This window comes from Pseudoxanthomonas sp. (assembly GCF_027498035.1).
Taxonomy (GTDB): domain Bacteria; phylum Pseudomonadota; class Gammaproteobacteria; order Xanthomonadales; family Xanthomonadaceae; genus Pseudoxanthomonas_A.
Window position 1 is genome coordinate 1,433,380 of record NZ_CP114978.1, and the last position, 11,841, is coordinate 1,445,220.

General features: G+C 66.9%; 12 protein-coding genes. 9 read left to right on the top strand and 3 right to left on the bottom strand.

Features of this window, described 5'->3' with window-relative positions:
* The first annotated feature begins 263 nt into the window (after window positions 1-263).
* The 9 genes from O8I58_RS06295 (at window position 264) to O8I58_RS06335 (ending at window position 9,478) form a co-directional block, all read left to right on the top strand.
* Window positions 264-884, top strand: coding sequence for a hypothetical protein (locus O8I58_RS06295; protein ID WP_298321547.1), 621 nt, complete (start codon window positions 264-266; stop codon window positions 882-884).
* Between the two features lie 19 nt (window positions 885-903).
* Window positions 904-1,467 carry a cob(I)yrinic acid a,c-diamide adenosyltransferase gene (locus O8I58_RS06300; protein ID WP_298321548.1) on the top strand — a complete coding sequence of 188 codons (564 nt, stop codon included), beginning with the start codon at window positions 904-906 and terminating at the stop codon, window positions 1,465-1,467.
* On the top strand, window positions 1,464-2,408 hold the full coding sequence (locus tag O8I58_RS06305) for a histone deacetylase family protein (protein ID WP_298321549.1): 945 nt from the start codon (window positions 1,464-1,466) through the stop codon (window positions 2,406-2,408). The genes O8I58_RS06300 and O8I58_RS06305 overlap by 4 nt, the downstream gene beginning before the upstream one ends.
* Window positions 2,409-2,500: 92 nt before the next feature.
* The gene (gene lptD / locus O8I58_RS06310; protein WP_298321550.1) at window positions 2,501-4,903 is read left to right on the top strand and encodes an LPS assembly protein LptD; all 2,403 of its coding nucleotides are present in this window, start codon (window positions 2,501-2,503) and stop codon (window positions 4,901-4,903) included.
* Window positions 4,904-4,911: 8 nt separating this feature from the next.
* Entirely contained in the window at window positions 4,912-6,345 is a 1,434-nt protein-coding gene (locus tag O8I58_RS06315) for a peptidylprolyl isomerase (protein ID WP_298321551.1), read from the top strand.
* Window positions 6,346-6,354: 9 nt separating this feature from the next.
* On the top strand, window positions 6,355-7,344 hold the full coding sequence (gene pdxA, locus O8I58_RS06320; RefSeq protein WP_298321552.1) for a 4-hydroxythreonine-4-phosphate dehydrogenase PdxA: 990 nt from the start codon (window positions 6,355-6,357) through the stop codon (window positions 7,342-7,344).
* 59 nt (window positions 7,345-7,403) lie between these two features.
* Window positions 7,404-8,216 carry a 16S rRNA (adenine(1518)-N(6)/adenine(1519)-N(6))-dimethyltransferase RsmA gene (gene rsmA, locus O8I58_RS06325; RefSeq protein ID WP_298321553.1) on the top strand — a complete coding sequence of 271 codons (813 nt, stop codon included), beginning with the start codon at window positions 7,404-7,406 and terminating at the stop codon, window positions 8,214-8,216.
* A gap of 23 nt (window positions 8,217-8,239) precedes the next feature.
* Entirely contained in the window at window positions 8,240-8,620 is a 381-nt protein-coding gene (apaG, locus tag O8I58_RS06330) for a Co2+/Mg2+ efflux facilitator ApaG/CorD (protein ID WP_298321554.1), read from the top strand.
* 3 nt (window positions 8,621-8,623) lie between these two features.
* Window positions 8,624-9,478, top strand: coding sequence for a symmetrical bis(5'-nucleosyl)-tetraphosphatase (locus O8I58_RS06335; RefSeq protein ID WP_298321555.1), 855 nt, complete (start codon window positions 8,624-8,626; stop codon window positions 9,476-9,478).
* A 4-nt stretch (window positions 9,479-9,482) separates the two neighbouring features.
* On the opposite strand, the gene O8I58_RS06340 is transcribed toward O8I58_RS06335, so the two are convergent.
* The 3 genes from O8I58_RS06340 to lgt form a co-directional block, all read right to left on the bottom strand.
* Window positions 9,483-9,980, bottom strand: coding sequence for a dihydrofolate reductase (locus tag O8I58_RS06340; RefSeq protein ID WP_298321556.1), 498 nt, complete (start codon window positions 9,978-9,980; stop codon window positions 9,483-9,485).
* Between the two features lie 130 nt (window positions 9,981-10,110).
* Window positions 10,111-10,905 (bottom strand): thymidylate synthase, encoded by a 795-nt coding sequence (locus O8I58_RS06345; protein WP_298321557.1) that lies wholly within the window; start codon window positions 10,903-10,905, stop codon window positions 10,111-10,113.
* Window positions 10,905-11,804 (bottom strand): prolipoprotein diacylglyceryl transferase, encoded by a 900-nt coding sequence (gene lgt, locus O8I58_RS06350; RefSeq protein WP_298321558.1) that lies wholly within the window; start codon window positions 11,802-11,804, stop codon window positions 10,905-10,907. The genes O8I58_RS06345 and lgt overlap by 1 nt, the downstream gene beginning before the upstream one ends.
* Between the last annotated feature and the right edge of the window lie 37 nt (window positions 11,805-11,841).

Consider the following 11,841-nt stretch of genomic DNA (forward strand, 5'->3'; position numbering starts at 1 on the left):
CATCGCCGTGTCCCCAGCACGCCGCGCGCCGCCATGTCAGGACGATGGCGGCAGGGCGAATGTGGCAGGCACGCTAGAGCGGACCTTCTGCGCAGCAATGTCACCGATAGGCACGAAATGGAACCAAATGACACGCACGAACAACCTTTGTCAGCGGCGCCCAACAAGCCCGACAAGCGGTCGCCTGCCAGGGCTGGACGGTCCCGCACCCCACGCACCGGGCACGCGCGATAGAATCGCCTTTCACACTTCCGAACCCCGCCATGACCCGCCATCTCCCCGCACGCGCCGGCCAGCGCGCCGTCATCCTGGTCCTGCTGGCTGCCCTGCTGGTCGCAACGCGCTCGCACCTGCCGGCATTGCTGACCCACCTGGGGCCGATTCCCGACGCGTCGTGGGCGGTGTTCTTCATGGCCGGTTTCTACCTGCGCGGCTGGTCGCGCTGGGCGTTCCCGCTGTTCATGGCACTGGCGATGGGCGTGGACTACCTGGTGATCACCGGCCAGGGCATCGACTTCTTCTCGCATTACTGTGTCTCGGCCGCCTATTGGTGCCTGGTGCCGGCCTACCTGGTGCTGTGGATGGGCGGCAGCCTGACCGCGCGCCTGTCCCAGCAGCTGTCGGACAATCGCACGCTGGTCGCCGCCGCCGCTGCACTGGTGGCGTCGGTCGCGCTATGCCACCTGGTCAGCCAGGGCAGCTTCTACTGGGTCAGCGACAGCGTCCCCCAGCCGACCCTGGCTGGCTGGTGGGAGAACTACAGCGACTGGTTCCTGCCGTTCCTGCGCAGCACGGCGATCTACGTGGGCCTGGGGGTGATCGTCCATGTCGCCGTCCTGCAGGTCGTGCGCCTGGCCCGCCCGCAGGACCGCCGCGCCGGCTGATGCCGGTCGCGGGACGCGCATGGGCCACCGCCTGTCCCGGATCTATACGCGCACCGGCGATGACGGCAGCACCGGCCTGGGCGATGGCAGCCGCACCGGCAAGGATTCGGCACGGGTCACGGCCTACGGCACGGTGGACGAAGCCAACTCCGCCATCGGCGTGGTGCTGGCGGTTCCCACCGTCGCTGCGGACATCCGCGACCTGCTGACCGTGGTTCAGCACCAGCTGTTCGATCTTGGCGGCGAACTGTGCATCCCCGGCCACGCGGCGATCACCGCGCAGGACGTGACCGCGCTGGAACGCCAGCTGGACCATTACAACGCCAGCTTGCCGCCGCTGAAGGACTTCATCCTGCCCGCCGGCGGCGAAGCCGCGGCGCGCTGCCACCTGGCCCGCACCATCGTCCGCCGGGCCGAGCGCGAGACCGTGGCCCTGGCCCGGCTCGAGACAGTCCGTGCCGAACCGGTCCATTACCTCAACCGGCTTTCGGACCTGCTGTTCGTCCTGGCCCGGGTCCTGGCCCGGGCCGATGGCGCTGGCGAAGTCCTGTGGAACCACCAGCGCCGGCACGCCGCGCCGTGATCATCCTCAGCCACCCGGCCTGCCTGGCTCATGATCCAGGCCCCGAGCACCCCGAGCGCCCGGCCCGGCTGGAAGCCGTCCTGGCATCGCTGCGCCGCGACCACGGCGACCTGGACTGGCGCGAAGCCCCGGCCGCCAAGCTGGGCGACCTGCGTCGCGTGCACAGCCAGGCCCACATCGATGAGGTGCTGGAACACGATTTCACCGGCTATCGCCTGCTGGACCCCGATACGGTGGCAAGCCCCGGCTCCCGGGCCGCGGCATTGCACGCCGCGGGCGCAGTGATCGCCGCCGTGGACGCGGTGATCGACGGCAGCGATCCGGTCGCCTTCTGCGCGGTCCGGCCACCTGGCCACCACGCCACCGGCGAGGCCGCCATGGGGTTCTGCCTGCTCAACAACATCGCCATCGGCGCCGCCCATGCCTGCGAGCGCCATGGACTGGAGCGGGTGGCGGTGGTGGATTTCGACGTCCACCACGGCAACGGCACCCAGGCGATCTTTTCGCAGGACCGGCGCGTGGCCTATTTCAGCAGCCACGAATCGGGCCTGTTCCCCTACACCGGGGCGCCATCCGAGCGCGGCGCCGGCAATGTGATGAACGCCCTGCTGCCGCCGGGCAGCGGCAGCTTCCACTTCCGCAACCTGTGGGAAGACCAGCTACTGCCAGCCATCGAGGCCTTCCGGCCTCAGCTGCTGATGATCTCGGCAGGTTTCGACGCGCATATGCGCGATCCAATGGCCGACCTGATGCTGGAAACCGAGGATTTCGCCTGGATCACCCGCCGCCTGCACCAGATCGCCACCACCCACGCCCGCGGGCGGATCGTCTCGGTGCTGGAGGGCGGTTACGACCTGGAAGCCCTGCGCGAGTGCAGCGCCGCGCACGTGGCCGAACTGCGCGCTCCCGGTGGGCAGTGCGCTTTCCCGGGACCCGGATGAACCCAACCCGGCCGTTGCCGGCGCGTCTTCATTGCCCCCTGCACAGCGATACGGCAAGCTAACGACCGTTTTTCGTCCGGACTCCCCAACGCGTGCGTCGAGCCCTCCGCCTGCTGCCCATTCCGTTCAGCGTCGCCCTGGCCCTCCCGGCCATGGCCGCGAACGAAAAACCCGTCAGCTACGCGCTCTGCCCTGTCGAGGACCCGATTCCCGCGTTCGACGGGGCGCCGGCGGCCGTATCCCCCCTGGACCAGGCCGCCGAGCGCGCCAAGAGCCAGCTGCTACCCACCGACGTCACCGGCGATTCGCTCGTCGGCAACGGCGAGCAGAGCACGCTCGACTACAAGGGCAACGTGCGCCTGATCCGTGGCGACCAGTTCCTCAACGCCGACAACTTCAGCCTGAACCAGGATGAAGGGACCTACGTCGCCAATGGCAACGTGCGCTACCAGGACTCCGGCATCCGGGTGATCGCCAAGCGCGCCAGCGGCAACCAGAACGACGACACGCACAACATCGAGGACGTCCAGTACCAGCTGATGGCCCGTCGCGGCAATGGCATCGCCGACAGCATCCACATGGTCGGCCCCGAGGGCGCGATGCTGGGCTCGACCTACACCACCTGCGACCCGGAAGACCCCGCCTGGCAGCGCTGGTACCTGCGCGCCAAGGAAATCGACGTCAACACCGACGAGGGCTTTGCCACCGCGCACCACGCCACCGTGCGCATCGGCAAGGTACCGGTGCTGTACGCCCCCTGGTTCAAGTTCCCGATCGACGACCGCCGCCAGACCGGCCTGCTGTATCCGCGCATTGGCCTGTCGAGCAAGAACGGCTTCGACTACGAGCAGCCGATCTACCTGAACCTGGCTCCGAACTACGACGCAACGCTCTATCCGCGCTACATGAGCAACCGCGGCATCGTCCTGGGCAGTGAGTTTCGCTACCTGTACCACGGCGGGAATGGCAAGCTGGAAGGCGCCTGGATGCCCAGCGACGACCTGGTCCGGCGCCGCGCGGCCGACTATGCCAGCGGTGAAGATGAGGACCTTTACAACGACCCGCTGCAGGACAAGAACCGCGGCTTCCTCCGTTTCCGGGGCAGCCACGATCTCAACAGCACCTGGCAGGCGCGTGCCAGCTATTCCTGGATCAGTGACAGTCGCTACCTGAGGGACAACGGCGGCATCTCAAACGGAACGGGCTTGGCAACATCGGTGCTGACCAACACCGTCGGCGTCTATGGCCGGTCCCGCTACTGGAGCGCCGGCGCCGAAGCGCAGACCTACCAGCTGGCCGATTACACGATCAGCAAGAGCGCGCTCCCCTACAACGCCCTGCCCCGGTTCTATTTCAAGTACGAGCGCCCGCTGCTGGACTGGCTCGACGTCGGCATGAACGCCGAGCTGGCCCGCTTCGAACACAGTGAAAAGGACGGCGGCAGCCGTTTCGACATCAAGCCGTATGTCTCGATCCCGCTACGCGGGCCGTCGTGGTTCATCGAGCCCGGCCTGGCCTACCGCTACACGGCCTACCAGCTGGACTCTGGCCTGGCGGTTGACGGCGACCGCTCGCCGACCCGCGCCTTGCCCATCACCACCCTGGACGCGGGCCTGTATTTCGACCGCGACACGGTGTGGAACGACACCCCGTACCTGCAGACGCTGGAACCGCGCCTGTACTACCTCAACGTGCCTTACCGCGACCAGAGCAACCTGCCGCTGTTCGATACCGGCTCGATGACCTTCAGCTACGGCCAGCTGTTCCGCGACAATCGATTCTCCGGTGCCGACCGCCAGACCGACGCCAACCAGCTGACCCTGGCCCTGAGCAGCCGCAGCATCCGCCAGACCGATGGCCTGGAAAAATTCAACGTCAGCCTCGGACAGATCCTCTATTTCGAGGATTCCAACGTGGTCCTCAACAGCAGCCAGGATCCGATCAAGAAGGGCAAATCGGCCTGGGTGGTCGATTCCAACTACATGCCGACCGATCGCTGGACCCTGGGCGGGTCGTACCAGTACGACGCCAAGAACAGCCGTGCCGACCTGATCAGCTTCCGTTCGCGCTACATGATCGGCGGCGATGGCGTGATCAACCTGACCTACCGCTATCGCCGCGACGTCCTCAAGCAGGCCGACTTTTCCTTCCTGTATCCGATCACCCCGGTCTGGAGCGTGGTCGGCCGCTATTACTACTCGTTCCAGGACAAGAAAACCCTGGAAGCTATCGCCGGCGTGCAGTGGGACAGCTGCTGCCTGGCCGTTCGTCTGGTCGGCCGCCATTACGTGCGAAATCTCGAAGGTGACCAGGACAACCAGATCCAGGTCGAATTTGTCTTGAAGGGCCTTGCATCGCTAGGCCAGAACACCGACAAAAACCTGCGCCGTAGTATCCTCGGGTATTACCGAGACGACCTTTACCTGGTCCCTCCCAGTGTCGCCACGCCGGATACCGACGACGACAACGACGACACCAGCTCCGATTCGTTCTGAAGACTCCCATGACCATTCGATCCCTTTTTGCCGCCGGCCTGCTGGCCGCTTCCACCATTGCCGCGCCGCTGCATGCGCAGAATGCCCAGCCACTGGACGGCATCGCCGCCGTGGTCAACGAGGATGTGGTCCTGCAGAGCGAGCTGAATCGCGCCGTGGCCAACGTCAACGCCCAGTACGCCAGCAATCCCGGCCAGCTGCCGCCGCCTGACGTCCTGCGCCGGCAGGTGCTGGAGCGCCTGGTCCTGGTCAAACTGCAGGTGGGCCGCGCCACCGACAACGGCATCCGCGTCACCGACGACGAGGTCAACAATGCCGTGGCCAGCGTGGCCCAGCAGAACAACACCACCGTCGATGGCCTGCGGCAGCGCCTGGCCGCCGAGGGCCTGTCCTTCGATGAATTCCGCAACTCGCTCAAGGACGAGATCACCGTTCAGCGCCTGCGCCAGAGCTACGGCCAGAGCCGCATCCGCGTCAGCGAGGCAGAGGTCGACGCCGCGCTGAAGGCCCAGGCCACCAGCGGCGTCCAGTACCACCTGGCCCATATCCTGATCGGCCTGCCCGAGGGCGCCACCGCCGACCAGATCGCGACCGCGCAGAAGAAGGTCGAAGGCGTGAAGGGCCTGCTGGACCGCAACGAGATGGATTTCGCCGCTGCCGCGGTGCGCTATTCGGACAGCCCGAATGCGCTGGAAGGCGGCGACCTGGGCTGGCGCAGCGCCGATGAAATTCCGGTCGCGTTCGTCGACACGCTCAAGGGCATGCAGGCCGGCCAGGTGGTTGGCCCGATCCGTGGCCCGAGCGGCTTCCAGCTGCTCAAGCTGGTGGAAACCCGTGACGCCTCACAAGCGCCGACCCAGATGGCGACCGAATTCCACGCCCGCCATATCCTGGTGCGGATCACCGCGGTGCAGGATGCCACCGCCGCCAAGGCCAAGATCGACACCCTGCGCGCCCGCATCGCCGGCGGCGCCGATTTCGCGACCCTGGCCAAGGAGTCGTCCGAGGACGCCAACACCAAGAACGATGGTGGCGAACTGGGCTGGTTCACCGCCGACCAGTTCGGCCCGGACTTCGGCCAGCGCCTGACCGCGCTGCAGGATGGCCAGGTCAGCGAGCCGTTCCGCACCGAAGCGGGCTGGCATATCGTTCAGCGCGAAGGCACCCGCCAGACCGACGTGACCGACCAGAACAAGCGCGCCCAGGTGCGTGACACCATCGGCCGCCGCAAGCTGGAAGAGGAATACAACCGCTACCTGCTGGAGCTGCGCGGCGAAGCCTATGTCAGCTTCCGCACCGGCGACGCTGCGATCGACAGCGCCACCCCGGACACGATGATGAGCGCCCCGGGCGCCGCCGAAGAAGCCGCCAAGGCTGGCAACAAGCATCGCGACAGCAGCGAGCCCATGCCGGGTTCGGCTGCGACCAACGACCGCCTGTAAACCGCGCCCATGACGCCCGTCCTCGCACTGGTCCCTGGCGAACCGGCGGGGATCGGGCCGGAGCTCTGCGTCCGCCTGGTGCAGGCGCTGCGTGAGGATTGCCGCCTGGTCGCCTTCGGCGACCCGGACACCTTGCAGGCCGCCGCTGCTGCGCTCGGCCTGCCGCTCCAGCTACTCGATGCCGATGCGGTCGCCACGCAAGCTGGCGACCTGCCGCTGATCCCCGTCCCCAACGCGGTGCCCGCGCACTTCGGCGTCACCGATCGGCGCAATGCGCCAGCGGTGATTGCCGCGCTGACGCTAGCCGCAGATGGCTGCATCGCCGGTCGCTTCGCCGGCGTGGTCACCGGCCCGGTGCACAAGGCCGTGATCAACGAAGGCGGCATTGCCTACACCGGCACCACCGAACTGCTGGCCCGGCATGCCGGCCGCGAGGTGGTGATGATGCTGGCCAACGACATCGTCCGGGTTGCCCTGGTCACCACCCACCTGCCCCTGCGTGCCGTCCCCGACGCGATCACGCCGCATGCCCTGCGCCACGCTGTCACGACCACCGCGGCCGCGCTGCAGCGCGACTTCGGCATCGCAAGCCCGCGCCTCTGCGTCCTCGGCCTGAATCCGCACGCGGGCGAAGATGGGCACATGGGCCGCGAGGAGCTGGACCTCATCATTCCCGTCCTCGACGTCCTGCGCACCGAAGGCCACGACCTGATCGGGCCACTGCCTGCCGATACCGCGTTCCTGCCGGACAAGCTGACCGGTTTCGACGCGGTGCTGGCGATGTATCACGACCAGGGCCTGCCGGTGCTCAAGTACAGCGGCTTCGAACAGGCCGTGAACCTGACCCTGGGCCTGCCGTACCCGCGCGTCGCCGTCGACCACGGCACTGCGCTGCCGCTGGCTGGCAAAGGCGTCGCCGATCCCTCCAGCCTGTTTGCCGCGGTGCGCACCTGCGCGGCGATGGCCGCGCACCGTGGAGAGCGCAGCTTGCTGCGCTGAGGTCTTTCCGGCTATCGGCCAGGAAGGTCGCCGAGCAAGCTCGGCGCTACACTGTCGCGATGACTGCTTCCCCCAACTTCAACGCGCCAGCCAAGAAATCGCTCGGCCAGCATTTCCTCCACGAACGCCACTACATCGACAGCATCGTGCGCGCCGTGGACCCCAAGCCCGATGACAGGCTGGTGGAAATCGGCCCCGGCCAGGGCGCGATCACCTTCCCGCTGCTGCGCCGTCATGGCGCCCTGACCGCAATCGAATTCGACCGCGACCTGATCGCGCCACTCACCGAGGCGGCCAAGGGCGTAGGCGAACTGACCATCATCCATCGCGACGTGCTGTCGGTGGATTTCACCGAACTGGCGGCCGGTGGAAAGCTGCGCCTGGTCGGCAACCTGCCCTACAACCTGTCCTCGCCGATCCTGTTCCACGCGCTGGACCACGCCGCGGCGATCACCGACATGCACTTCATGCTGCAGAAGGAAGTCGTCGACCGCATGGCCGCCGGCCCCGGCAGCAAGGTCTACGGCCGCCTGAGCGTGATGCTGCAGGCCTACTGCGATGTCACCCCCTTGTTCGTGGTGCCGCCGGGCGCGTTCCGGCCACCGCCGAAGGTCGATTCGGCCGTGGTCCGCATGGTGCCCAAGGACCCGTCACGCATCGACGTGCGCGACCCGCAGCGCCTGACAGCCGTGGTCCGCGCCGCCTTCGGCCAGCGCCGCAAGACCCTGCGCAACGCGCTGTCCAGCGTGTGCGATACCGACATGATCGAGGCCGCCGGCATCCGCCCCGATGCGCGCGCCGAACAGGTCGATGTGGCCGACTTCATCGCGCTGGCGAACCTGCCCTACGGCGATGCGGTCGAACAGCCCTGAGCCTTTGAAATACACTGTCACCCATGAGCACCACCGATTACGCCATCGATGTCGATGTCGCCACCCGTTTCCTGGAAGAGCGTTCCGAGCCGGATAGCGGCCAGTACGTCTTCGCCTACACCATCGTGATCCACAACCGCGGCACCCAGCCCGCGCGCCTGGTCGCGCGCCATTGGGTGATCACCGACGGCAACGGCAAGGTGGAAGAAGTCAACGGCGACGGCGTCGTCGGCGAGCAGCCGCGGCTGCGTCCCGGCGAGCAGTTCAAGTACACCTCCGGCGCGGTGCTGGAAACCGATCACGGCACCATGGCCGGCAGTTACGACATGGTCGCCGACGACGGCACGTTCTTCGATGCACCGATCGCGCCCTTCGCGCTGTCCGTGCCGCGCACCCTGCACTGATCCATGGCGGTCTGGGCCATTGGCGACCTGCAGGGCTGTTACGACGCCACCGCACGGCTGCTGGAAAAACTGAACTTCGACCCCGCGCGTGACCGCGTGTGGTTCTGTGGCGACCTGGTCAACCGTGGTGGCCAGTCGCTGGAAACCCTGCGCCTGGTGTATTCGCTGCGCGAGAGCTGCGAGGTGGTCCTGGGCAACCACGACCTGTCGCTGCTGGCAATCGGCGCACGCACCGAAGCCGAACAGCGCAAGGTCAATCCGGACCTGGCCCGCGTGGTCCAGGCCGAAGACCGCGACACCCTGCTGGAGTGGCTGCGCCACCGCGAACTGGTGCATGTGGACCGCGAACTGGGCTGGATGATGCTGCACGCCGGCCTGGCGCCGCGCTGGACCTGCACGCTGGCCGAAGGCTACGCACGCGAAGTGGAAGCGCAGCTGCGCGGCCCGAACTTCGGCAAGCTCATGCGCAGCATGTATGGCGACAAGCCCAACTGGTCGACCGGCTTGAACGGCCCGGACCGCTGGCGCGCCATCATCAACGTGCTCACCCGCATGCGCTACTGCACCCCGCGCGGACGCATCGCCGTGGAAGAAAAAGGCACGCCCGGCACCCAGCTGCAGGGCCTGTATCCGTGGTTCGACGTGCCCGGCCGCGAGATGCGCGAGCTCAAGATCGTCTGCGGACACTGGTCCACGCTGGGCCTGATGATCGGCCACGGCGTGCATGCCATCGACACCGGCGCGGTCTGGGGCGGCAAGCTCACCGCGCTGCAGCTGGACACCGATGAGTTGCGCCTGGTGCAGGTCCCCGGCCGCGACGCCGAGGCCATCGCCGCCTCGCAACCGCGTCGCGCCTGATGGCTCAGCCCTTGCGGGCGTAGTCCACGAACGCGAACGCGAACGCATGCCGCGCATCGGCGGCATGTGCTTCACGCGCAGTGATCGTCCAGTCGTCCGCATTGAACGCCGGGAAGAACGCATCCGCGTTGGCGACCTCAGTCTCGACATGGGTCAGGTGCAGCACATCGGCCTGTGCCAGCAGCAGCGCGTAGAGCTCACCACCGCCGATCACGCACAGTTCGTCGGCAGCCTGCGCTTGGCCCTGCCGCACGGCTTCATCGAAGGACGCCACCGCGACCATCCCTTCGAACGGCACCACGCCGCTGCGGGTCAGCACCAGGTTCAAACGCCCGGGCAGCGCGCGGCCCAGCGACTGCGCCGTCTTGCGCCCCATCAGCACCGGCTTGCCCAGCGTCAGCGCCTTGAAATGCCTGAAATCGTCCGGAAGGTGCCAGGGCATGGCGTTGCCACGACCGATGGCGCGGTTGCTGTCGAGCGCAGCGATCAAGGAAATTTTCATCGTGGCCATTGCTCGTCGTTCCCGCGCAGGCGCGAATCCATGCCATGAAACCCACCGCTGCAGGCAAGCAGCCCAGCATGGCCTGCAAGCGTGCGCGCATGGATCCGCGCCTGCGCGGGAATGACAGGATTCACACCGCCACCGGCGCCTTGATCGCAGGCGCGGGATCGTAGCCGTGGATCTGGATATCGTCGAAGGTGAAGGCGAACAGGTCGGTCACCTCCGGATTCAGGTGCAGCATCGGCAATGCGCGCGGTTCGCGTGAGAGCTGTTCGCGCGCTTGCTCGAAGTGGTTCGAATACAGGTGCGCATCGCCCAGCGTATGTACGAAATCACCCACGCCCAACCCGGTCGCCTGGGCCACCATATGGGTCAGCAGTGCATAGCTGGCGATGTTGAACGGCACGCCCAGAAAGATGTCGCCGCTGCGCTGGTAGAGCTGGCAGCTGAGCTTTCCGTCGACCACGTAGAACTGGAACAGGCTGTGGCACGGCATCAGCGCCATCTGCGGCAGCTGCGCCACGTTCCAGGCACTGATCACTAGTCGGCGCGAATCCGGGTTGCGCTTGATCTCTTCGACCAGCCATTGCATCTGGTCGATGGTCTGGCCGTTGGCACCTTCCCAGCTGCGCCACTGCTTGCCGTAGACCGGGCCGAGGTTGCCGTCGGCATCGGCCCATTCATCCCAGATCCCGACCTTGTTGTCCTTGAGGTAGGCGATGTTAGTGTCGCCTTTCAGGAACCACAGCAGCTCGTGGATGATCGAGCGCAGGTGCAGCTTCTTGGTGGTGACCAGCGGGAAGCCCTCGTTCAGATCGAACCGCATCTGCCAGCCGAACACGCTGCGCGTGCCGGTGCCGGTGCGATCGGACTTCTCGGCGCCCTGCTCCAGCACATGGCGCAGCAACTCCAGGTATTGACGCATCAGCGGGCCTCGGCAGAGGTAGTGGCGGCCGGCAACACCGGCTGCAGGACGGGGGCGCGGCGTGAGAGCCACAGCAGGAACAAGCCCAGCGCCACCAGCGGCAGGCTGAGCAGCTGGCCCATGGTCACCCAACCGAACGCCAGGTAGCCCAGTTGCGCATCGGGCACGCGGACCAGCTCGACCAGGAAGCGCGACAAGCCATACAGCAGCGCGAACAGGCCGGACACGGCGTAGCGCGCACGCGGCTTCATCGAGAACACCCACAACGCCACGAACATCACCAGGCCTTCCAGCAGCGCTTCATACAGCTGCGAAGGATGGCGGGCGTACTGATTGAGCGCACCGGCGGCGTACTGGGCCTGCAGCTGCGCCTGGTCCAGGTGCAGCTTGATCACGTCCGGATCGGTGCCGGGAAACACCACGCCCCAGCTGCTGCCGGTGTGCTTGCCCCACAGCTCGCCGTTGACGAAATTGGCCAGCCGGCCCAGGCCGAGCCCGGCCGGTACCAGCGGCGCGACGAAATCCATCGTGTCGAAGAAATGCAGGCGGTGCTTGCGCGACCACAGCCACGACGCCACCAGCACGCCCAGCAGGCCGCCATGGAAGCTCATGCCGCCTTCCCACACCTTGAACACCTTCAGCGGGCTGTCCAGGTATACCGGCAGGTCGTAGAACAGGATGTAGCCCAGCCGCCCGCCCAGGACCACGCCCAGCATGGCGTAGAAGGCCAGGTCGGAGAAATGCTCCAGGTTCACGCCCGGCAGGCGCCCGGCCAGGATCCGCCTGCGGCCCAGGCCCCAGGCGGCGAAAAAGGACAGCGCGTAGGCGATGCCGTACCAGTGCACGTCGACCGGGCCGATCGAAAAGGCGATGGGGTCGAACTGGTCCAGAAAGATCATGCGTCACAAAGCTTGCAGCGAAACAGCCGCCATTCTG